Source organism: Acinetobacter gyllenbergii, from assembly GCF_001682515.1.
Taxonomy (GTDB): Bacteria; Pseudomonadota; Gammaproteobacteria; order Pseudomonadales; family Moraxellaceae; genus Acinetobacter; species Acinetobacter gyllenbergii.
The window spans coordinates 550,027-573,757 of the sequence record NZ_KV575262.1; the positions used below are offsets into that span (position 1 = coordinate 550,027).

Here is a 23,731-nt window from a genome sequence, read left to right on the forward strand (position 1 = left end):
GAGCAGTTTTTTTTGCGATGCGATTTAGCATCCATCAGAGCAAACCAACCTGACTACAATTAGAATGAAAAACTTAAGTTTAATTGATACTCACACCGTTCAATTGTTTTAAAAGCCGCCCTCTTATCTCAGCTCGAAAAAGCCCCCGCCCTAATAATAAACTTAAATTCAGCCACCCCTAGCACTAGCTCTAAATCACCACAATACATCAAATTTTTAAGCAATAAAAAAACCCTGCTTTCGCAGGGTTTTCTTTTGAATCAGTTCAGTGCTTAGTGAGCAGCGAATTGGTTCATTGTGTTTTTAGCATCATCGTGCGCTTTAAGAGCGTTGTCACCAGAGAAGATTTCTTTGTGATCATCACCGATGTCAGAACCCGCCATTGCTTGGTGTTTAACACAAGCGATACCACCACGGATTTCTTTACGTTGTACGCCAGCAACATAAGCCAACATACCCTCAGAACCGAAGTAACCTTGTGCAAGTTCATGAGTAGAAAGCGCAGCAGTGTGGTAAGTCGGAAGTGTGATCAAGTGATGGAACACACCCGCTTCACGAGCAGCATCAGCTTGGAAAGTACGGATCTTAGCATCAGCATCAGCCGCTAATTCAGTCGCATCGTACTCAGCGCTCATTAATTTAGCACGGTCGTAAGCAGAAACGTCTTTACCTTCAGCAACCCAACGGTCGTAAGCTTGTTGACGGAAGTTTAAAGTCCAGTTGAATGATGGGCTGTTGTTATAAACAAGCTTCGCATTTGGAACTGTTTCACGTACACGGTTAACCATGTGAGCAATTTCTTCTACGTTTGGAGTCGCAGTTTCGATCCAAAGAAGGTCAGCACCATTTTGAAGGCTAGATACACAGTCAAGTACAACACGGTCAATTTGAGTGTCAGCACGGAACTGATACAAGCCAGAAGCTAAACGCTTAGGACGATGTAATTTACCATCACGTTTGATTAGGATTTCGTCTTCTTGGGCATCAGCGATGTCGATTTCAGTTGTATCTAAGTAGCTGATGTATTGAGAAGCGATGTCGCCTGGCTCTTTAACCACTGGGATTTTTTGAGTCAAGTCAGCGCCTTCAGAGTCAGTACGCGCAACGATGATACCGTCATCAAGACCCATTTCTAAGAATGCATAACGTAATGCATGGATTTTAGCGATGAAATCTTCGTGTGGAACAGTTACTTTACCAGCTTGGTGACCACATTGTTTCGCATCAGAAACTTGGTTTTCGATTTGAAGTGCACAAGCACCCGCTTCGATCATTTTCTTAGCAAGCAAGTAAGTTGCTTCTTCGTTACCGAAACCAGCATCGATGTCCGCAATAATTGGCACAACGTGAGTTTCAAAGTTGTCGATTTGAGCAGTGATTTCAGCAGCTTTAGCCGTATCACCCGCTTCGTTTGCTTTTTTAAGTGCGCGGAATAAATCGTTTAATTCTTTCGCATCAGCTTGACGTAAGAATGTGTAGATTTCTTCGATCAATGCTGGAACAGATGTTTTTTCGTGCATAGATTGGTCAGGAAGTGGACCAAATTCTGAACGAAGTGCAGCAACCATCCAACCAGAAAGGTAGATATAACGACGTTCAGTTGTACCAAAGTATTTTTTATTCGCGATCATTTTTTGTTGCGCGATAAAACCGTGCCAGCAACCCAATGATTGAGTATATTTGCTAGAATCAGCATCATAAGCAGCCATATCACGACGCATAATCGCAGCTGTATATTTAGCAATGTCTAAACCAGTTTTGAAACGGTTTTGCAATTGCATACGAGCAGCATCTTCAGGACTAATATCTGCCCAAGTGTTGCCAAATTTTGCTTTTAATTCGCGGATTGCATCAATCGCTGTTTGATATGTAGTCATGATATATTCCTTTGAGGATTGGCATCGAATGAGGGCTAGGAAATCCTGATTTTAGTTAGTCTAGATTTCAAGCGCCCCATCAACATGTCTCAAAGCTTAGTCTTTGGCAAGCGATTTATCCAATATTCTGGCTTAATCTTCAGTATTTTCTAAAAAAATATATGCATAACCATTTTTCAAAAATGCAAAAAACACCATATAAATATTTGTTTTTATTAACTTTACAAAATACACAACTTAAGCTAATCATCAAATTTTAGACCTATTTTCTAGACTCATCAGTTCATAAAAACCTAGATTTTGACGATTCAAACCCTAAAAAATGCCAATTTTTTTCTGCGCTTTTGTCTAATTTACACCCAGTAGATCCCCTCCAAGAAACTGGCTAAATTAAATAAATCAACAGAATGTGCCAAGTTGCAGCATAAGCATTGTCGCTGTTGCTTTTATGTAGGATTAAGTTACACAAATCCCTTTGGATATGTCATAATTCAAGGCAATTCAAGGATTTTATTTTCGGTATTTTTTTTATGAATCTGGAGCGGGTCGATCTCAATTTATTAATTTATCTTGATGTACTTCTTCGTGAAAAAAATGTCACCCGTGCAGCGGAGCAATTGGGTGTTACCCAACCTGCAATGAGTAATATTTTACGTCGATTACGTAATTTGTTTAATGATCCCCTACTCATTCGCTCTTCTGAAGGCATGACGCCAACTGAACGTGCATTAGAATTACAACCGCGTATTCGAGATGCATTGTCAGACCTTTCAATGATTCTTGAGCCACGTACCGAATTCCGTCCTTATACCAGTAATCGTGTGTTCCGGATTATGACATCCGATTATGCTGAAGCCACACTTGTTCCACGCTTAGTGAAAGCATTACGCTCAGAAGCACCGAATGTCGTTTTAGACTTTCTGACGCCTAGTGATGTGTCTTATCGCGATATGGAGCAAGGCAAAGTTGACCTAGCCATTAACCGCTTCAATGAAATCCCGCAAAGCTTCCATCAAGTTTTAGTATGGCGCGATAGTTTTAGCTGCATTCTGAACGACAAACATCCTGCAGTAACTCACCTTAATTTAAAAAGCTATTTAGATGCACAACATATTTGGGTGTCTAAAACGGGTATGGGTGTAGGCTTTGGTGTCAATCCTGAGAAACAAGCAGGTCTAGGCTGGATCGATCAGGCTTTGGAACGTATTGGCCAACGTCGCAAAATTTCGGTCTTTACCCGCCATTATCAAATGCCAGCACTACTGGCGCAAAATGTAGATTTAATCGCAACCTTACCAACCCGTATGGCGCGTTTGCAAACTCAGAATCCACGACTGGTTATAAAGGATCCACCGTTCTATATTCCAGAATTTGAATTAAAAATGGCTTGGTGTCCATTATTACACCATCATCCTGCGCATCGTTGGCTCAGACAATTAATTCTTTTTGTTGCACGTCAAATGATCGAGGAAGAAAACCGCGAGTATTTGTTGAATAATGGCAATTCACAATTACCGCATAGCTTTTTTTAATTGAGCGAATTAGCTAGATGAAATTTCAGCCATATCTTAGGTGTGGCTGATTGTTTTAATAATAATATCAATAAAAACTTATTTCTTTTACTTATTGATAGATTATATTCTCTTAAAGAATAAGCGAGTGAAATAATGCCTAACCGACAATTATTTGCATAAGCGAACGTATAGGCTGTGTCCTACCAACAAAGGTGATGTATGGATATTTTCCAAAGCATGATGATTCTAGTAATTCTAGTCGCATGTTCATTCTTTTTATCCTTATCTGAAATCGCGATTGCTGGATCACGAAAACTCAAACTGAAACTCATTGCCGAAAGTGGCGAAGAACGTGCAAATAAAGTCATTGAGTTACAAGAAAACTCAGCAGACTTTTTTGCATCAACCCAAGTGGGTGTTAATGCTGTTGCGATCTTGGGCGGTATTGTCGGTGAATCCTCATTACGTCCTTACTTCCACAACTTGGCAACTGAACTTTATCCAGGACCTTGGGCAGACACGATTGGATTTAGTTTATCTTTTTTAACCGTTACCTCCCTGTTTATCTTATTTGCTGACTTAATGCCAAAACGCTTGGCAATGATCTTCCCAGAAAAACTGGCAATTAAAGTTATCAATCCCATTACCATTTTCATTAAAATCTGTAGACCATTAGCATGGGTTATTAACATCATTGCCAATTCAATTTTTAGAATTTTTAAAATTGATACCAAGCGCGACGACAGCATGACCTTTGATGATATTTCTGCCATCGTAAATGCAGGTGCGCAAGCAGGTGTCTTACAAAAACAAGAACATCATTTCATTGAAAATGTATTTGAGCTTGAAGAGCGTACCGTGCCATCCAGTATGACAGCACGAGAAAACATTGTTTATTTCACTTTGAATGAAGCTGAGCATAGTATTCGCCAAAAGCTGGCTGATCATCCTTATTCAAAATTCTTAATTTGTAATGAACATATCGACCAAGTTATTGGCTATGTCGATGCCAAAGATATTTTAGTCCGTATTTTAAATAATCAGTCCTTTACGCAACTGAATGAATCGATTATCCGTAACGTTTTAATTATCCCAGACAGCCTTACGCTATCAGAACTTCTTGACCGTTTTCGTTCAACCAAAGAGAAGTTTGCAGTGGTAATCAATGAATATGCCTTAGTGGTCGGTGTGATTACCCTCAGTGATATTATGATCACGGTGATGGGCGACTGGGTGACCCCGATGGATGAAGAGCAACAAATCATTAAACGTGATAATCATTCATGGCTGATTGATGGCAGTACTCCAATTGAAGATGTAAAACATGCGCTGGCAATTGAAGAATTCCCAGAAAATGAAAATTACGAAACCATTGCTGGCTTTATCATGTATCGTCTGCGCAAGATCCCGCGCCCTGCTGATGCAGTTGAATATGCTGGTTTTAAATTTGAAGTAGTCGATATCGACCACTATAAAATTGACCAATTGCTGGTCACACAAATTACCCCTAGTCTAGAAAATGACACATCTGCGACGCAAGAAGACTAAGCTGAACAGTTCATAAAAAAAGCCCAACAATGGGCTTTTTTTATTTCATGGCAAACCAGATCAGAGCAGCCAAAATCAAGAAGATCAAAACCAAGACTTTAATTCCACCACGACTGCGCTGTACCAATTGCTCTTGGATCTGTGCCTGTTCTTGTGGATGATCTTGCAGATACTGATCAATTAAGTCTTTAGATTCCTTGAGACCTAAACCTGTTTTTTCTCGCGTGATCTTAATGGCATCAATCAATTGCCCTGCTCTAAGCACATTGAGCGCTTCTGGCGGAATCTTCGGTGCTAAGGTCATAAAATTAACAATCCTTGTTATTTTCTATTGGAAACCACATCAGAGCAGGATATTTAGAATCGCTTAATTTCCACCATACAATGAAATCAACTCATCAAGTACGGCTTGATAATGAATACCAATATCTTCTGCTAGGATTTTATAAGCATTATCAAACTGAACCATCGGCCAGCCTTCTTTCCAGAATGGGAAAATATTATGCAAATCGTGTGTAACTGTCGCATCTTCACGGCCGATGGCTTGTGCAACTTGTGCTAATACCTGAGCCGTTTCAGCACCATCAATTGCTAAATAATCAATACCACGCACTTTGAGAATACGAATACGGTCTTTTTTATAACGGATCTTTTTTGCCTGACCTGCATTCAAGCCCAATGCCAGTGTCACTGCTTCGACAAATTTTTCTTCAAAGCTTGTACTGAGTGCAACCAAAGCCTGTTTATGTGCTTCTTGGCGACCAGCTTTACCCCCACTACGGATCATCTCATTTGCTTCCGTATCCAGCTTATCTTTTTTCATAGACTGTAAAATGTCTAAAATTTCGATATCGCTTAAAGATTCAGGAGATTGCTCAATCATGGGAGTCCTAATACACAAAAATAAAAAAGTATTGTCTCATAAAAGCAATATTAAAGCAGAATAAAAATTTAAAATGGTTTGCCGTCTTTACTGTATTTGTGGCACTTACTCTAGAATTCAGGTTTATGAAATCAGATCTTTTTTGAATTATTGTTTATTTATTTGCCAAATACATTTTACCCTGATAATATTATTTTACCCAGATAAAAATATATTGTTAATATGAATACTCAAACCACCTACACTGCATTTAATGGCAGTACACTGGTCGCAACTGGCCAGCCGACTGAGCTTGCGATCAAGATCAGACATCTTTCTCAGGCAAATGAAAATATTTTGATTTTTAATGATCAAACAGGTCAACAAATTGATCTTGACCTTTCTGGTTCTGAACAAGAGTTATTACAACGCTATAGCGAACCTGAGCCAACTAAACGAGTTGGAAGGCCTAAACTTGGGGTTATTTCTCGTGAAATCACTTTACAGAAGAAGCATTGGGATTGGTTAGATCAACAAAGTGCCAGCGCATCGGCTGTGATCCGCAAGTTGATTGATAAAGAGCTGAATGATCCTAATTCTGAAAGTAATATCATGCTTGCCAAACAAGCCACTGACCGTTTTATGTCTGCGATGTTAGGCAATATGCCAAATTATGAAGAAGCAACCCGTGCTTTATATCAGGGGGATCAAGAGGTTTTCTTAAAATTAATTAAAGATTATCCTAAAGATATAAAAGAATATTTAGTTTTCAAAACACGTCATATTTTCTAAATGCATTCTTTTTATCATCTGTTAAAATAACTTGCTCTACTCATTTCAAATGGTAGAGCATTTTACAAACATTTAATGACAATCATTATTTAGTCGTCATATAAAAATTCTATTCAAAGATCTAAAAATAGAGATATAAAAAGGACAAGTTCAATGGCCAAACTTAAGAATGAAAATTTCCTTTATATTGGTCTATTTGTTTTGCTCTGGGGAAGTGCTGCAATTTTTACCAAATGGGGACTTCATCATGGTGCAGCAATCCCCTTCCTGTTTTTCCGCTTTTTAATTGCTACAGCGTTAATTTTATTCTTTTGTGCAATTTCAAAACAGCCTTTTTATCCACAAAATACCTCTTTTAAATATGTCATTCTTACCGGTTGCTTCTTAATTACAGGTTATACCCTGTTTTATTTTTTATCGCTTGAATTTGGAATTTCCCCAGGCCTCCTTTCCACCATCCTTGCATTACAGCCTATTTTGACCTTTTTTATAACTGAGAAAAGTTTTTCCAAAGTTAAGCTTATAGGGCTACTGCTTAGTTTTTTTGGAATCATTTGTTTGGTTTATAATAATATGTTTATCAATAAATTATCTTTATGGGCAACGCTTGCTTCAATTATGTGCCTAGCATGTATTACGACAGGTGTGATTCTACAAAGAAAAATTTCTGAAAAACCATGGCATGTTTTACCACTACAATATGCCATTTCTTTGATTTTCATTATTTTTATCATTCCTTTTCAATCATTTAATTTTGAGATGAATTGGGGCTTTTGGATTCCTGTTTTATATCAAGGCATTATTGTTTCTGTTATTGCTCAACTCATTTTTTATAAATTATTACAATCAGGCAATCTGGTGAATACAACCAGCTTATTCTATCTTGTACCGCTTGTGACCTTAGTACTCGACTTTATTATTTTTAGCACTCAACTCTCTGGGTTTGACTATGTTGGAATTATCGCAATATTGAGTGGGGTTTATTTAGTGTATAGAAAGGCCACAAAAATAAATCGCTCTCAGACCTTGGACCATACGAAAGATAGCTTATAGAGCTGATCGAGAAGAACTCATTTTTACCTTTTACTAAAATGCAAAACAATAAAGCATGATCTACAAAATTCTATTCATCATTTATTGAAGATGTCATCTTCATATCAATATTTTTATAATCAATGACCTTCAAACATCTTAGACATTTCTCTTTCAATTCATTAATCATTTGCTGTTGCCTTACCTCTCCACCATCAAAGCTAGATAAAGCATCAATCTCATCAAAACATGCTATTACGTATTTCAGATCGTCAGAAATTATGGTGGATTTTAATACTTCATTAGAAAAGCTCGGCCTTGCTAAAGACCATATTCCAGCTTCAGGAGAAATAACACCCTGCTGCATTCCCTCTAAAACTCCCAGAGCTAGTGAAGCGATATAGAATTCAGCATTTTTATTAAGGGTTTCAAGTTTCATTTATTAGAAATGTAGTTATATAAAAATATTGAGTATACACGATACAACAAAAAACCCGCTTACGCGGGTTTTTCAAAATCAATTCAGTCGATTAAAGACGAACCAATTCCACCACTTTCTCAGCGGCTTCTTCAACCGTTTCAGCAGCAATCTCTGTATCTGTACCATCCACAGTCGTTGTGATAATAACAACGCCCGTTTCACGTAACAAGGCAATCTGCTCAACCGTTAAATTTGCTTTTGCAATGGCAACTACACCTTGTTGAATCAATAAGCTTTCTAATGCTTGAGCTTTCTCGATCAACGATGCAGACACACCAATTACCGCAGGTTTTTGACCTAAACGTGCCGCACGATCTTCTGCAGTCACAGGATTGCTATGCGCCGTCCATTCAACTGCAGCTTCAACCATACCTGCACCAACAGTCACGTTGCTGAGACGGTCAATAAAGATAAATGAACCAGTGTAACGGCTATCTTGATATTGATCGAAGACCACTGGCGCATCAAACTCAACCACAACATCCGCAATTGCATTCAACTCAAGCTCTTCAACTTGCGTATGTTCCAACGTATTCACATTAACACGGAAGTTAATTGCAGTGACTTTTGCTGGAACAGTTTGCGTGCCAATTTTAACGTTGTACAGCTTACCTTTCACCAACGGATGTTCATTCATCCACACCACTGAAGCACGTACACTACGTGAAATCAAAGGTTGCTCGCCTGCACGGACCAAAACGTTACCACGAGAAATATCAATTTCATCGTTTAAAGTTAACGTCACGGCTTGACCAGCAACAGCTTGTTCAAGATTGCCATCAAAGGTGACGATTTCTTTCACCGTTGATTTTTTGCCAGATGGCAAAGCAACAATTTCATCACCAACGTTGATTTCACCCAACGCAATGGTTCCCGCGAAACCACGGAAATCGAGGTTTGGACGATTCACATATTGAACAGGGAAACGGAATTCATGTTTATTTGATTCACGTTTAATTTCCACTGATTCAAGAATGCTCATCAAGGTTTGACCCTTGTACCACGGCGTACTTGCTGATGGATTCACCACGTTATCGCCATTCAGTGCCGAGATCGGTACGAACACAATATTTTCAGGACGACGATCACCAAGTTGGCTGACGAAAGCATCATATTCAACTTGGATTTCATTGAAACGCGCTTCAGAGAATTCCACCAAGTCCATCTTGTTAATCGCAACCACGATATTTTTAATACCGAGCAAGCTTGCGATAAATGAGTGACGGCGCGTTTGTGTTTGCACACCATAGCGCGCATCAATCAAGATAATCGCAAGATCAGCTGTCGATGCACCGGTTGCCATGTTACGCGTATATTGTTCATGTCCTGGTGTATCTGCAATGATGAACTTACGCTTTTCTGTAGAGAAATAACGATAAGCGACATCAATGGTAATGCCCTGCTCACGTTCAGCCTGCAAGCCATCGACCAGTAAGGCAAGGTCAGGCGCATCACCTGTGGTTCCCACTTTCTTACTGTCACGGGTCACCGCTTGCAATTGATCTTCATAAATCAATTTTGAATCATAAAGTAAACGACCAATTAAGGTACTTTTACCATCATCGACGTTACCGCAAGTCAAAAAGCGCAATAAATCTTTTTGCTCATGTTGTTTTAAATAGCCCAAGATGTCTTGGCTAATAAGATCTGATTGATGAGACATTGCTCAAAACTCCACAAAATTTTTGAAATCGAATTTGCCAAGCAGCTTAGAAATAACCTTCTTGCTTTTTCTTTTCCATCGAGCCCGCCTCATCATGGTCAATCATACGACCTTGACGCTCTGAGCTCGTGGCCAAAAGCATTTCTTGGATAATTTCAGGCAAGGTATCTGCTTCAGACTCAACTGCACCCGTTAGCGGATAACAGCCAAGCGTACGGAAACGTACCGATTTCATTTGTGGAACTTCACCCTCTTTTAAACGCATACGTTCATCATCCACCATGATCAACGTACCACTACGTTCTACCACAGGACGAACGGCAGAGAAATAAAGCGGAACGATTTGAATATTCTCTAAGTAGATATATTGCCAGATGTCTAACTCAGTCCAGTTCGACAATGGGAATACACGAATACTTTCGCCTTTGTTCACTTTACCGTTGTAAAGATTCCAAAGTTCTGGACGCTGGTTTTTAGGATCCCAACGATGCTTATTATCACGGAAAGAATAAACACGTTCTTTGGCACGAGATTTTTCTTCATCACGACGTGCACCACCAAAAGCAGCATCAAACTGATACTTATCCAAGGCTTGTTTTAAACCTTGGGTTTTCATGATATCGGTATATTTTGAACTGCCGTGATCGAACGGGTTAATCCCAGCCTCACGACCTTCTACATTTTGATGCACGATCAAATCAAAGCCATGCGTTTTCGCCATGTTGTCACGGAACGCAATCATGTCTTTAAACTTCCAACCGGTATCTACATGCAGTAGCGGGAATGGCAGTTTTGCTGGATAGAATGCTTTTAATGCCAAGTGCAGCATCACCGCTGAATCTTTACCAATTGAGTAAAGCATCACAGGGTTTTCAAATTCAGCTGCAACTTCACGAATAATATGAATACTTTCTGCCTCAAGTTGTTTGAGGTGAGTCAATCTATTTTCAGTCATGTACAATTTCCTCCTTATCCATGCTATCCATAAAATCTATAAGTGATATTAAACCACCACTTTGAAGACTGTGTGGAGGAACGAGTGCCATAACAACTCCAATTTTTCATGATATCGATATTCTTACTTGCAGTAGAATTTGCTACTGAGTAAAGGTTATTCATTATAATAATTTAGATTGAGTTCTTTAGCTTGTTTTTTCATATCAATATGCAAAATTATGATATGAAAATAAGATTCTGGAATATCAATACAACCAATTTCACATAAATCAAAAACAAAAAAAGAAGCCTAAAGGCTTCTTTTTTCAATCATTTAGCTTCTATCAAAAACCAAACATTTTACGCTCTAATGGAATTTCTACACCAACAGAAACGCCACCATCACGCCCATTTAGATCAGAATCACTGACCCAACCATTCACTTTTAAAGGAATAGTCGGTTTTAAATAATGCGTCCAAGTCAAATCGAGGCCTTTTACGGTATCTTCTTTTGGAAATGCTGCGTTAATAGATAAGTTAGATTGGTTCACTTTGGCGTAAATCACACGACCATTTAAACGGTTCATCAGATCAAAACGAATATCTCCACCAACCGAATACATCTGACTATCCCCACCAATAGCATGGCCTAATGAAAAACCATGTTGGTAATAACCATCTGTGTAAACATAGTGGTTATATGACACAGCATCTACTTTTCCATTTGTACGAGTATCTGCCCATTCAGCATAAAGTTGATATGGCATATTTTTATAAGCAGATGAGAAATCTATACCAGCCAAATACATTTTTTTAGCAGGTAACAACCCAGCTTCATCCTCACCCACATATTGCCCATACAAACCGATAGGTACTTGCAATAATTGTTGTGTATTTAAGCGAACATCAAATCCTGCAATTTGATTCGATTTATCCGTATCATAATCAAGATTATCATTCCCTTTAATGGCATTCCAAAGTGAGTCAAGGCTTTCTGAACGCCCTTCTCCGCCCCATTGTAAGACACGGGAAGCACCAAGCTCAAGAGCAGGAAAAGGTTGTGCGGTAACACGTAAACCTAGCAGTTTTGCATCAGGAACAGCTTTATAATCATCTAGCTGCCCTCCAAATAGTTGATATTGCCAAGGCCCAATCCAAGACAACCATTTGGTCTCAAAGGCATTTTGAACAGCACGTTGAACAGTGACACCATACACTGGACGACTCGCATCACCACGGATCAAGCTGCCGTCATGACCTGGCCCCCAGTAGGTTGGAATTTGACCCGCAATGACCCACTGGTTCCAAAGCTTACCTGCGATATATGAGCCTTCAACATTGGCATCATGTCCATTATCGATCAGTGGATCTTTCTCACCATTCACACGGAGTTTAGCATCCCAGTTTTCACCGCCTGCATTAAACTCAGCGGCAATTTGATATTGTGATTTTTGATTATCACCAAATGCTTGAGGAATCGTTTTAAGATCAGTACCTGCATGTAAACCAGCTTTTACAGTTGCGTTATCCGCTTGCAGTGCATGCACGACTGAATCAATAACTTTTTGTTGAGTCGTATTGCTCACCTTAGCTTGAGATAGGGCACGTTGAATTTCGTCACCACTCATTGGCCAAGTCGATGTACTGATTTGTATAACACCTTGTTGGTTTAACCAATTTAGGTCCGTTCTTAAATTTTGATCATTTAACACCAGACCCTGAGCAAATACAGGAGAAGAAAGAGAGGCAAATAACGCCATATAAAGCGATTTTTTTAAAAACATGTCCAAACTGTTCTCAAATATATTTATGCACACATGATCGTTGGTTTATGCATACTTTTCAATCGTCAAACGAAACAATTACATTTTTTAACGGTAAAGAAAAAAAGCCACTTCAATGAAGTGGCTTTTTTAAATACATCTAAAGCTTAATCTTTACGGCGCATATGCGGGAATAACAAGACATCGCGGATACTTGGTGCATTCGCAAATAACATCACCAAACGGTCAATACCAATGCCCTGACCAGCTGTCGGTGGTAAACCATATTCCAACGCTTCAATAAAGTCGGCATCGTAATGCATAGCTTCATCATCACCCGCATCCTTCTCAGCCACTTGTGCTTGGAATCGCTCAGCTTGATCAATCGGATCGTTTAACTCGGAGAAGCCATTTGCCAACTCACGACCACCAATAAAGAATTCGAAACGATCTGTAATATGTGGGTTATCATCATTACGACGTGCCAATGGAGAAGTTTCCGCTGGATATTCCGTAATGAATGTTGGCTGACGTAATTGCGTTTCTACAGTTTCTTCAAATACGATGGTTTGCAACTTACCTAAACCGAATCCTGGTTTTACTTTCTCTTTCAACACATCTTGAGTGAACTTCGCCAAAAACTCACGGTCATTGACATTTTCAGGTGTAAATGTTGGGTTATGCTCAAGAATCGCATCAAACATTGAGATTTTTTTGAATGGACCTTTGAAGCTATAGACTTCTTCACCATATGGCACATCAGTAGAGCCCAAGATATCAACTGCCAATTTTTCCAGCATGTTTTCAGTCAGTACCATCAAGTCTTTATAGTCAGCATAGGCTTGATAGAACTCAATCATGGTAAATTCTGGATTATGACGTGTTGAAACCCCTTCATTACGGAAGTTACGGTTGATTTCAAAAACACGTTCAAAACCACCGACCACAAGGCGTTTTAAATACAGTTCTGGCGCAATACGGAGGTAAAGCTCCATATCCAAGGCATTATGATGCGTTACGAATGGTTTTGCAGATGCGCCACCAGGAATCACATGCATCATCGGCGTTTCAACTTCCATGAAACGTTCATTGGTCAAAAATGCACGAATACCTGCCACCACTTTGGCACGAATTTCAAAGGTTTTACGCGTTTCTTCGTTTACGATTAAATCTAAATAACGTTTACGATATTTCGCTTCAGTATCTGTTAAACCATGGAATTTATCTGGAAGTGGTCGAAGTGATTTAGTGAGTAATTCAAAGCCTTCAAGGTGAACATATAAGTCACCTTTACCAGAACGCCCAATATAGCCTTCAGCCGCAATAATATCGCCAAGGTCTAAGCTTTTAATGGTTTCTAAAATGTCTGTCGGTAAACCTTTACGGTCAACATACAGTTGGATACGACCTGTCATGTCTTGGATCACGATGAATGATCCACGGTTGAGCATGACACGGCCCGCAACTTTTACATAAACTTTTTCAGCGCCTTCAATTTGCGCTTTGTCTTGGTCTTTAAATTGTTCTTGCAAATCAGCAGTGTAGTGCTCACGTTTAAACGTGTTTGGCCACGGGCTCTTACCCGTTTGTTTTGCAGTCTCTTGGATTTGCTTTAATTTGGCATGACGCTGTGCGATTAAATCGTTTTCGGAAAGTGTTTGTTCAGAAGTCGATTGAGCGTTTTGTTGCGTCATCTCTGCCTCGATTAAGTAAAAAATGAAGTGACATAGAATAGCAGATCACAACTCATTTTCGTATTGTTTCAACCAGACAATTCAAAAAAATCAAGATTGATCGTTTTTTGAATCTAGATAACGCAGCAATTCACTGTCAGAAAGCGCTTTCGAATGTATTATTTTTCAGCCAAATGTTTCACCATGGCAAGCCCTTGATCAAAGCCTTTATTCATAAATTCCGCATGTTCAGGTTGAATTTCCACTTCAACATGCAGTTGGGTTTCACCATTAAAATCAAACAGCATATATTTCTCTAAAGCACCCGCCCAAGCTTTCACCTCCTCACTGTCAAGATCTTCCTTGCCATCTTGAATCATTCCAAGATGTTTAAACACAATCTCTTTAGGTTCTTCTATGCTTTCAATGGTAGACACCATGCCGTTGCCTTTACCATCACCAAAAAAAGTCTTACCACCTACTTTCCAATCGGTTTTCATGGTTGAATCGCAGGCAAAAAATTTTGTCCATGCCTGATAACTCTCAGGTGTCCACAAAACCTCCCAAACTTTCTCTGGCGTTGCATAAATTTTTATATTATATGACAGAGTTTCCATGCTCTATTCTCCATTTTCATTGTTGTGATTCATCATAACTTGATTCTGAATGTTTGTTTTTTATACACACTATATTCATACGATTATTCATTTTTAATTACATAAGCATTTATATTGCTGTAAAAAATTAGAGTAATTGCTCAAATAACAAGACTTTCAGATAAAATTGCCATATCGCTTTTTGAATAAATGATTAAACTCTTGCATTTACTTTACTTAAATGGCGTTCTGCGTAAAAATCTAACTCCCGATCAACACAAGTTAGTTCTATTGCAGCGATCGTAGCGACATTATGGAATAGTTTTACTGAAAGGCAATTTGAGCATACCTATCAGTTTGGAGAGTCACATGAAAAAATATCAATGTATCGTTTGTGGTTGGATTTACGACGAAGCAGAAGGTTGGCCACAAGACGGCATTGCAGCAGGAACCAAATGGGAAGATATCCCAGATGATTGGACTTGCCCAGATTGCGGCGTTTCAAAAGCTGATTTTGAAATGATTGAAATCTAAATAGATCGAGAAGGCCGTGACAATGATCATGGTCTTTTTTTTGCTATTGTTTGTTTTTAAATAAGAAAATATTGGAGAAGAGAATGCATCCTATCGTTATCATCGGATCAGGTATGGCGGGTTATACCCTTGCTCGAGAGTTTCGTAAACTGAGTCCTGAACAAGAACTCGTTATGATCTGCGCGGATGATGCGGTAAATTATGCAAAACCAACATTATCCAATGCCTTCGCAGGCAATAAAGCACCTGAACAAATTGCTTTAGGCGATGCCAACAAAATGGCAACTCAACTGAATATGCGCATTGAAGCAGAAACCTGGGTGAAAGAAATCAATGCAGCAAACCATGAACTCACATTAGAAAAAAATGGTGAAACGGTTACTCAACCTTATTCAAAACTGGTGCTTGCAGTCGGTGCAAACCCAATACGCTTAGCCATTGCTGGCGATGGCAGTGATGATATTCATGTGGTGAATTCACTCATCGACTATCGTACTTTCCGTGAAAATCTCGCAAAACGTAAAGACAAACGCGTGGTGATTCTCGGTGCGGGTCTTATTGGTTGTGAATTTGCCAACGATCTTTTGCATAGCAATTATGATGTCACCGTGATTGACCTTGCAGCACAACCTTTGGGTCGTTTATTACCAAACCACGTTGCCGAAGCCTTCAAAACCAACCTGGAACAAGCAGGTATCAAGTTCGCCCTTTCTACGACCGTTGAAAAAGTATCGAAGATCAACGATGGTGAAGACTACGCAGTCACCTTAGCCAATGGCCAAACTTTGGTTGCGGACATTGTTCTTTCTGCAATTGGTTTACAGCCAAATATTGCTTTGGCTAAAGCAGCAGACATCCAAACTAGTCGTGGCATTATTACCAATACTTTATTAGAAACCAATCAGGCTGATGTTTATGCTGTGGGTGACTGTGCTGAAGTGAATGGTACCTTGTTGCCATTTGTCATGCCGATCATGCAACAAGCACGGGCTTTGGCAAAAACACTGAGCGGTCAAACGACTGCCGTACACTACCCTGCTATGCCAGTTGCGGTAAAAACACCTGCTGCCCCGTTGACGGTTTTACCCGCTCCACTTGATGTTGAGGTGAACTGGGAAACTGAAGAGTTTGATGATGGTATGTTGGCAAAAGCGGCCGACGGCGAAGGCACTTTGAGAGGATTTGTCCTACTCGGTGCAACCGCAGCGAAACAGCGTTTAACCTTAACCAAGTTGGTTCCAGACTTGATTCCTGCACAGGTTTAAGGTTTAAATACGGGAGTTTGCTGGAAAATAACATCCAGCAAACGCTCAACCAATAAGAAGAATTCAACTCGGAACAAATACCATGAACAGTGCCCTTCAATTTAATGTGTCGCCTTATGCTTCATTTATGCAAGAAACCAAAGTCACTTTGGGCAATGGGATCGAGTTGCATGTTGAAATGGGGGGTAATCCTGAGCACCCAACCATCTTATTGATCATGGGCTTAGGCGCTCAAATGCTGTTCTGGCCAGATTTCTTTTGTAAGGCCTTAATTGATCAAGGTTTCCGTGTCGTCCGTTTCGATAACCGTGATATCGGTTTATCTTCTAAAATTCGTAATAAAGGAAAACGACTCAACACCATGAAACTGATGGGTCGCTTCATGTTTGGCCTTGGCAATGAAGGCGCACCATATACGCTGTATGATATGGCGGATGATGTATCCATGCTGATTGATCAGTTAGGTATTGAGAAAACTTATATTATTGGCGCCTCTATGGGCGGGATGATTTCACAGATTGTTGCAGCAAAATATCCAGAAAAAGTAGAAAAAATCGGTTTATTATTTACCAGTAATAATCAGCCTTTTCTCCCTCCCCCTTTTCCAAAGCAACTTTTTAGCTTATTAGGAAAGCCTGAAGGGCATGATGAAGAAACCATTATTAATCACAGTTTGAATGTTTTTCGTATTATTGGTTCGCCTGGTTATGTCAATCCAGTTGAGTCAATTCAAACCATTCGTAAATTATATCGACGTAGTTTCTATCCAGCGGGTGTACTTCAACAATTTTTAGCAATATTATGTACGGGTTCTTTGTTACCATTGAACAAGACGATTACTCAGCCAACTCTGGTTGTACATGGCTCAAAAGATCGCCTATTACCACCGAGTCACGGGAAAGCTGTTGCAAAAGCAATTTCTGGTGCTAAGTTTGAATTAATCCAAGGAATGGGGCATGATATTCCTGCACATTTCATTCCACAACTTAGTGGTTTATTTGCTCACCACTTTAGATCATCACACTAGGACACTATGGCTGCATTACCCTCATTAAGACAGCTATCATATTTAGTTACGTTGTCAGAAACTTTACATTTTACTGAAGCAGCGCGTCGTTCCTTTGTCACCCAGTCAACGTTATCGGGCGGCATCATGGAATTAGAGCGTTTATTAGGTGGCGTCTTAGTTGAGCGTGATCGTCAAAACGTCCGTTTAACCCCCTTAGGTGAACAGGTTGTGGCTCGTGCACGGGTACTACTAGCCGATGCTCAAGACCTGATGCGTTTAAGTCGAGAAATGAGTGAACCACTAACAGGTGATTTACATCTCGGTATTATTCCAACCATTGCACCGTTTATCTTGACGCAATTGCTCGATGAAGTTCATCAACAACTACCCAAAATCCAACTGCATCTACACGAAGCGCAAAGCGAGAAGATTGTAGAGAAATTGGAACACGGTAATTTAGATATGATCGTGCTTGCGCTTCCATTTGACACGCGTAGTCTAAAAGTCGCTGAAATTGCCAAAGAACACCTGTTCCTTGTATATAACAAGCAAGATACCAATGCAGCCAATGCAAACTCTTTAGATGATTTGGATTTATCACGTTTGATGTTACTTGAAGAAGGACATTGTCTACGTGATCACGCACTCAGTGCCTGCCCTGTTGGCGAACGTAAAAATGATCACCGCTTAAAAGCGAGTTCATTGCCAACCTTGGTGGAGATGGTCTCTTCAGATTTAGGTTTTACCCTGTTACCTGAGATTGCACTGAAAAACAGTATGATTCATTTCAATGAAGATATTGCAGTGAAATCAATTGAAGCCGCACCAAGCCGCACACTGGCTTTAGTGACGCGTAAAAGTACGCCATTGCAAAGTGAATTTGATGTGATCTTGCAGATTCTGCAGAAAATCACCGCTCATTTAACTTAATGAAACAAAAAAGCCTGTAATTAAATTACAGGCTTTTTTCGACTTAAAATAATAATGATTAAATATCTAATAAATTAACGTGTTCAACTTGCACATCGCTCATACGTAGACCTTGATCAAGTAATTCATCGAAATACGATTCGACCACTTTGGCTTGATCAGCCGTATTTTCAACTTTATACATATTCTGACGAAACTCATTACTTGAACGTAGACCTTTGGTATACCAAGCAATATGCTTACGGGCGATACGACAGCCTGAATATTCACCATAAAACTGATACAGTTCTGCCAAATGCCCAAGTAATACCGTCTTAACTTCAGCAATATCTGGTGCGGCAAGATGCTCGCCAGTCTTTAAATAATGTGCAATTTCTCTAAATATCCAAGGTCGGCCTTGAGCAGCACGTCCAATCATAATCGCATCTGCCCCCGTATAATCCAGTACATATTTGGCTTTTTCTGGGCTATCAATATCACCATTGGCAATCAATGGGATATCAATCTGTGCTTTGACCTGCTTAATCAGTTCATAACGTGCGGTATTTAAATACATATCTTCACGGGTACGGCCATGTAAGGCCAATGCCGCAATTCCAGACTCTTCGGCACGCTTTGCCACACGTAAAATATTTTCATGGCCATTTAAAAAACCCAATCGAGTTTTTAAAGTGACTGGCACATCCACGGCCGCAACCACAGCATCTAAAATCCGTGCGACGAGATCTTCATCTTGTAGCAATGCGGAACCTGCCAGCTTGTTACAAACCTTTTTGGCTGGACATCCCATATTGATATCAACAATTTGTGCACCATTTGCAACTTGGTAACGTGCCGCTTCAGCAAGCTGCTCAGGATCAGAACCCGCGATTTGTGCTGAAATTGGCGCAAGTTCGCCATCAAAATTAGCCCGATACAAGCTCTTCTTACTCATACGTAGTGTCTTGTCAGCAGTCATCATTTCACTGACTGCATGTCCTGCACCAAAGTATTTACATAGCGTCCGGAAGGGTCTATCCGTCACGCCTGCCATCGGAGCAACAATCAAATTATTTGACAGTTGATATGAACCAATATACATATATTTTCTTACAATTTCTGATCAACATAGTATACTTCATTCGCCCGTTCGGCTCATCTTTTTGTGCGGTGTTGTCTTCATTATGAACCAATCGTTTTCGACTCGTCCTCTACTCAAAACATTTAGCCTTTTGGCAATCAGCATAAGCTTAACGGCTTGTGGCGATAATGCTTGGTGGTCAAATAGTAAAGAACCTGAAATGAAGGCAGAACAAATTACCAGCGTTCTTCCGCCACGTGTCAATGATCGCCAATCATGGTCACAAGATATCTTTGATATCATGCAACAACTCAGTATTCCTAAGACCAAGCAAAATGTCTGCAGCATTGTCGCTGTTGTCGATCAGGAATCGAATTTTGTTGCCGACCCTGCTGTGCCTGGATTGGGTGAGAAAGCGGTCAAAGAAATCAACACCCGACTCAAAGAAAAGTTTGAAGCCAAGCTTGGGGAAACCATTGGTGGAACTGTTGCAGGCTATTTTGAGGATGTACTCAAAAACCAACCCTCACCAGAAAACAACTACATGAGCCAAATGCGCAAAGTCAGAACCGAGCGCGAACTTGATTTACTCTATCGAGAAATTTTTGACTATATGTCGAAGCATTACCATGTCAGTGCACTGACGGGTGCAGCCAAATTAGTTGGACAAGATATCGGCGAGAAAATGAATCCAATTACAACCTTGGGTTCAATGCAAGTGCATATTAACTATGCCAAAGAACATAAACGGCAAAGTGGCAATATTGCTGAACTTCGTAATGATCTCTATACCCAGTACGGCGGCTTATATTACGGTATCCACCGCTTGATGGAATACTCTGCTGGTTATGACAAAGCCATCTATCGTTTTGCCGATTATAATTCAGGTATGTATTCTAGCCGCAACGCAGCTTTCCAGAAAATGCTTGAGGTTATACAAGAAAAAGACCTTGATTTGGATGGCGACCTGTTACTTTACAATAAAGATGGCAATCCTCAATCTGCACTGAGCCAATCTGAAAAAGAAGTGATCTCAGCGTTTACCAATAATAAAATTCTGGTGACCCCTCGTCAGATTCGTGCCGATTTAAAGAAAGAAAAAGAACAAAAGTTTGAAGATACGCAAACCTATTTAGCTGTTCAAAAACTTTATCAAAGTAAAACCAACAAAGAACCGATTTATGCAATGATGCCTGAAGTCGTTATTTCAGGCCCCAAACTGAGCCGCGACTACAACACCAATTGGTTCGCCAGTCGCGTTAATGGACGATATGAAACATGCATGCAAAGAGCGAAACGCATAAAACTCTAAATCTTGCTTTATTTGATTTTGATGGAACACTCTATCCAAGAGACAGTTTCACAGGGTTTATTTTCTTCGCTTTATCAAAACGTCATATTGTCAAAAGAGGCTTGAAAATCCTGCCATGGATTCAAGCCTACTATTTACGCCTCTACCCTGCGCATGCTATGCGCCCACGATTATTTCAGAGCATGTTTAAAGACATTTCTGCTGATGTTGTCGAGCAGCTCGCCCAAGAATATGCACTAAAGTTGATTAAACGACTTGATCAGGATTTATTACAACAACTTCAACAGCACCAACAACGCGGTGACCATATCGTGCTGGTGTCTGCTTCAGTAGACATTTACTTGGCACCCATTTGCGAATTTCTGAATATTGAACTCATCTGCACACAAACTGAAATTAAAGATGGGCTTTTAACGGGTCGTTATCGCTCAGAAGACTGTAGTCGCGAACAAAAGAAATTACGCATTTTACAGCAGTATAATTTAGCTGATTATCAAGCAATTTATGCCTATGGCAATAGTGAAGAAGATCTCGATATGCTTTCTTTGGCAGACTATCCCTATATGGTTGGGCGCGATACGACAGTTACTGTTCAATAGTCGATTGTTGAAAATCGATAGTTTGGTAACGCCTAGAAAAAAGACTATACAAGCAAATTTATTAAGCTATTATTAAATTAATATTTAACGATTTTAACAATGTTGTGAATTGACCATGACCGCTTCTGCTGCACCTCAGGCCAATATTTTAACCATTCAACAACTGAGCAAAAAATTCGGCAACCGATTTGCAGTTGATCAAGCAACTTGGTCTGCCACAAGCGGTCAGATCATTTGCTTACTTGGGCATTCGGGCTGCGGAAAAACCACCATGCTGCGCCTCATTGCTGGCTTAGAAACACCGAGTTCAGGTTCTATTCAGCTTGAAAAAGATACTCTTTGGGATAGCCAACAACACATTGCAGCTGAACAGCGAAATATCGGCTTAGTCTTTCAGGACTATGCGCTGTTCCCACATCTGAGTGTGCTGGAAAATGTCATGTTTGGCTTAGGTAAATTCCCGAAATCGCAACAACAAGAGATTGCCGAACAAGCTTTAAAACATGTCTCGATGCATCATCATGCACAGAGCTATCCATACACCTTGTCTGGTGGAGAACAGCAACGTGTCGCATTGGCACGTGCGCTCGCACCTAAACCGCATGTTTTATTAATGGATGAGCCCTTTTCAAATCTAGATCATCGTCTACGAGACCAAATCCGCAAAAACACGATCAGCCTGTTAAAAAAAACCACCACCACCACTGTTATTGTCACCCATGATCCAGAAGAAGCCCTGCAAATTGCAGATCAGATTATTTTGATGCATGAAGGCAAAATCATTCAAATTGGCAGCCCAAAACAACTTTATTTACAACCTGAAACACAATTCGCTGCCCGTTATTTTTCGACTCTTAATGAAATACCCACTCAGCAAAATAATCAGCAACTGAGCACATTATTTGGTTCTATCAAACTCCCGCAGCACTTAAGCCAAACTCAGCAGTCCATTCACTGCTATTTTCGACCGCATCAACTACGCATTCAGCATCAGCAATCTGAAGGCTTTTTAGCAGCAAAAGTCATTTCAACTACCTTTATGGGACATATGCAGCAATTACATTTACAACTGAATACTGAAGCAGTTACCTTAATTGCTCAGGTTGATCACCTACAACATTTTTCAGAACAAGAAAATGTCTATGTTTCTGTTGATTTAAATACATGTTTTTACTATGCCTCTTAGCATTTAAGCCTTAATTTGCTAGATCAGCAGCTTGCTATTCAATATCCTAAATATGAGTGAGACAAAATGAAGTTACGGTTTAAGCATCGTCTAGTTTTAACGGGTCTACTTGCACTCGGGAGCAGTTGGTTACATGCCGCCCAAGTCAATCTGTACACCACCCGCGAACCAGCCTTGATTCAACCCCTACTACAAGAATTTAGTAGCAAGACAGGTGTTAAGGTCAATACGGTTTTTATCAAAGATGGTTTACTTGAGCGTGTAAAAGCCGAAGGCCGTCGCTCTCCTGCAGATGTTCTACTCACCGTTGATTTTGGCAATCTAGTCGATTTAGTCGAAGGTGGTGTGACCCAACCCATTCAATCAAAAATTTTAAATCAAGCGATTCCAGGTAATTTACGTGCTGCCAATGGACATTGGTATGCCCTATCCATGCGGGCTCGTGCGGTCTATGCATCAAAAGAACGCGCCCCATTGACTGCAATCAATTATGAAGAACTGGCCAACCCGAAATGGAAAGGTAAAATCTGTATTCGTTCTGGCAGTCATGTCTATAACACCAGCCTAATTGCGGCTTATATTGCGCATCATGGCGAAAAAGCCACTGAACAATGGCTACGTGGGGTCAAAGCCAATTTGGCACGACCAGCTAGTGGTGGTGATCGTGACGTGGCACGCGATATCTTGGGTAAAATCTGTGATATTGGTGTTGCAAACACTTACTATGTGGGTCGTATGCGTACAGGAAATGATGTTGAACAGCAACGCTGGGGCAATGCCATCAACGTCGTTCTCCCTCGTTTTAGCAATGGCGGAACCCATGTCAATGTCTCTGGTGCGGCTGTCGCCAAGAATGCACCGAATGCTCAACAAGCGATCCAGTTACTTGAGTTCTTAGCTTCTGACCACGCGCAAGCCATCTACGCACAAAGTGGCTTCGAATATCCAGTTAAACCTGGAGTCAAAATAGACCCTGTAATTGCCAGCTTTGGTAAATTGAATGTCGATACAATACGCTTGAGTGATATCGCTCGATACCGTAAAACAGCCAATCTTTTGGTCGATAAAGTACAATTTAATCATTAAATCGCATCAGCAA

22 protein-coding genes are annotated in these 23,731 nt (G+C 40.1%); 12 read left to right on the top strand and 10 right to left on the bottom strand.

Annotated elements, in window-relative coordinates; translation table 11 throughout:
• Positions 1 to 272: 272 nt before the first annotated feature.
• On the bottom strand, positions 273 to 1,877 hold the full coding sequence (locus NG55_RS08605) for an isocitrate lyase (RefSeq protein ID WP_016540529.1): 1,605 nt from the start codon (positions 1,875 to 1,877) through the stop codon (positions 273 to 275).
• Between the two features lie 530 nt (positions 1,878 to 2,407).
• On the opposite strand from NG55_RS08605, the gene NG55_RS08610 reads away from it, so the two are divergent.
• Together NG55_RS08610 and NG55_RS08615 are read left to right on the top strand one after the other, a co-directional pair.
• On the top strand, positions 2,408 to 3,409 hold the full coding sequence (locus NG55_RS08610) for a LysR family transcriptional regulator (RefSeq protein WP_004652708.1): 1,002 nt from the start codon (positions 2,408 to 2,410) through the stop codon (positions 3,407 to 3,409).
• Positions 3,410 to 3,610: 201 nt separating this feature from the next.
• On the top strand, positions 3,611 to 4,939 hold the full coding sequence (locus NG55_RS08615) for a polyamine export protein PaeA (RefSeq protein WP_065343015.1): 1,329 nt from the start codon (positions 3,611 to 3,613) through the stop codon (positions 4,937 to 4,939).
• Positions 4,940 to 4,979: 40 nt separating this feature from the next.
• On the opposite strand, the gene NG55_RS08620 is transcribed toward NG55_RS08615, so the two are convergent.
• Both NG55_RS08620 and NG55_RS08625 read right to left on the bottom strand, forming a co-directional pair.
• A complete protein-coding gene (locus NG55_RS08620) occupies positions 4,980 to 5,243 on the bottom strand; it encodes a hypothetical protein (RefSeq protein WP_016540527.1) in 264 nt (87 codons plus the stop codon).
• Positions 5,244 to 5,306: 63 nt separating this feature from the next.
• The gene (locus NG55_RS08625) at positions 5,307 to 5,822 is read right to left on the bottom strand and encodes a hypothetical protein (RefSeq protein ID WP_016540526.1); all 516 of its coding nucleotides are present in this window, start codon (positions 5,820 to 5,822) and stop codon (positions 5,307 to 5,309) included.
• 213 nt (positions 5,823 to 6,035) lie between these two features.
• On the opposite strand from NG55_RS08625, the gene NG55_RS08630 reads away from it, so the two are divergent.
• Together NG55_RS08630 and NG55_RS08635 are read left to right on the top strand one after the other, a co-directional pair.
• A complete protein-coding gene (locus NG55_RS08630; RefSeq protein WP_171257953.1) occupies positions 6,036 to 6,593 on the top strand; it encodes a DUF2239 family protein in 558 nt (185 codons plus the stop codon).
• 153 nt (positions 6,594 to 6,746) lie between these two features.
• The gene (locus NG55_RS08635) at positions 6,747 to 7,646 is read left to right on the top strand and encodes a DMT family transporter (protein WP_065343017.1); all 900 of its coding nucleotides are present in this window, start codon (positions 6,747 to 6,749) and stop codon (positions 7,644 to 7,646) included.
• 70 nt (positions 7,647 to 7,716) lie between these two features.
• Here NG55_RS08635 and NG55_RS08640 read toward each other — a convergent pair whose 3' ends face one another.
• From NG55_RS08640 to NG55_RS08665, 6 genes are all read right to left on the bottom strand, one after another.
• Entirely contained in the window at positions 7,717 to 8,064 is a 348-nt protein-coding gene (locus NG55_RS08640; RefSeq protein ID WP_016651797.1) for a hypothetical protein, read from the bottom strand.
• 91 nt (positions 8,065 to 8,155) lie between these two features.
• Positions 8,156 to 9,769, bottom strand: coding sequence for a sulfate adenylyltransferase subunit CysN (gene cysN, locus NG55_RS08645; protein ID WP_016540523.1), 1,614 nt, complete (start codon positions 9,767 to 9,769; stop codon positions 8,156 to 8,158).
• 46 nt (positions 9,770 to 9,815) lie between these two features.
• Positions 9,816 to 10,724, bottom strand: coding sequence for a sulfate adenylyltransferase subunit CysD (gene cysD, locus NG55_RS08650; RefSeq protein ID WP_005243206.1), 909 nt, complete (start codon positions 10,722 to 10,724; stop codon positions 9,816 to 9,818).
• Positions 10,725 to 11,049: 325 nt separating this feature from the next.
• Complete coding sequence (locus NG55_RS08655) at positions 11,050 to 12,489, bottom strand: capsule assembly Wzi family protein (RefSeq protein ID WP_016540522.1); 1,440 nt, start codon at positions 12,487 to 12,489, stop codon at positions 11,050 to 11,052.
• A 146-nt stretch (positions 12,490 to 12,635) separates the two neighbouring features.
• Complete coding sequence (gene lysS / locus NG55_RS08660; RefSeq protein ID WP_016540521.1) at positions 12,636 to 14,162, bottom strand: lysine--tRNA ligase; 1,527 nt, start codon at positions 14,160 to 14,162, stop codon at positions 12,636 to 12,638.
• A 158-nt stretch (positions 14,163 to 14,320) separates the two neighbouring features.
• Positions 14,321 to 14,758, bottom strand: coding sequence for an SRPBCC family protein (locus NG55_RS08665; protein ID WP_016540520.1), 438 nt, complete (start codon positions 14,756 to 14,758; stop codon positions 14,321 to 14,323).
• 348 nt (positions 14,759 to 15,106) lie between these two features.
• Here NG55_RS08665 and rubA point away from each other — a divergent pair, with 348 nt between their 5' ends.
• The 4 genes from rubA to oxyR all read left to right on the top strand — a co-directional run bounded on the left by rubA (position 15,107) and on the right by oxyR (position 18,475).
• Complete coding sequence (rubA, locus tag NG55_RS08670; protein WP_000760495.1) at positions 15,107 to 15,271, top strand: rubredoxin RubA; 165 nt, start codon at positions 15,107 to 15,109, stop codon at positions 15,269 to 15,271.
• 83 nt (positions 15,272 to 15,354) lie between these two features.
• Entirely contained in the window at positions 15,355 to 16,536 is a 1,182-nt protein-coding gene (rubB, locus tag NG55_RS08675) for a rubredoxin reductase RubB (protein WP_065343018.1), read from the top strand.
• Between the two features lie 82 nt (positions 16,537 to 16,618).
• Positions 16,619 to 17,563 (top strand): esterase EstB, encoded by a 945-nt coding sequence (gene estB, locus NG55_RS08680; RefSeq protein ID WP_065343019.1) that lies wholly within the window; start codon positions 16,619 to 16,621, stop codon positions 17,561 to 17,563.
• A gap of 6 nt (positions 17,564 to 17,569) precedes the next feature.
• Positions 17,570 to 18,475, top strand: coding sequence for a LysR family transcriptional regulator OxyR (gene oxyR, locus NG55_RS08685; RefSeq protein WP_004652692.1), 906 nt, complete (start codon positions 17,570 to 17,572; stop codon positions 18,473 to 18,475).
• Between the two features lie 58 nt (positions 18,476 to 18,533).
• Here oxyR and dusB read toward each other — a convergent pair whose 3' ends face one another.
• The gene (dusB, locus tag NG55_RS08690; RefSeq protein WP_065343020.1) at positions 18,534 to 19,556 is read right to left on the bottom strand and encodes a tRNA dihydrouridine synthase DusB; all 1,023 of its coding nucleotides are present in this window, start codon (positions 19,554 to 19,556) and stop codon (positions 18,534 to 18,536) included.
• A gap of 82 nt (positions 19,557 to 19,638) precedes the next feature.
• On the opposite strand from dusB, the gene NG55_RS08695 reads away from it, so the two are divergent.
• The 4 genes from NG55_RS08695 to NG55_RS08710 all read left to right on the top strand — a co-directional run bounded on the left by NG55_RS08695 (position 19,639) and on the right by NG55_RS08710 (position 23,718).
• Positions 19,639 to 20,847, top strand: a complete 1,209-nt coding sequence (locus NG55_RS08695) for a DUF1615 family protein (RefSeq protein WP_016540516.1) — start codon at positions 19,639 to 19,641, stop codon at positions 20,845 to 20,847.
• Positions 20,814 to 21,446 (top strand): HAD-IB family hydrolase, encoded by a 633-nt coding sequence (locus tag NG55_RS08700; protein WP_016540515.1) that lies wholly within the window; start codon positions 20,814 to 20,816, stop codon positions 21,444 to 21,446. The genes NG55_RS08695 and NG55_RS08700 overlap by 34 nt, the downstream gene beginning before the upstream one ends.
• Before the next feature lie 115 nt (positions 21,447 to 21,561).
• Entirely contained in the window at positions 21,562 to 22,632 is a 1,071-nt protein-coding gene (locus NG55_RS08705; protein WP_023270177.1) for an ABC transporter ATP-binding protein, read from the top strand.
• A gap of 66 nt (positions 22,633 to 22,698) precedes the next feature.
• Positions 22,699 to 23,718 (top strand): Fe(3+) ABC transporter substrate-binding protein, encoded by a 1,020-nt coding sequence (locus tag NG55_RS08710; protein ID WP_016540513.1) that lies wholly within the window; start codon positions 22,699 to 22,701, stop codon positions 23,716 to 23,718.
• Positions 23,719 to 23,731 lie beyond the last annotated feature (13 nt).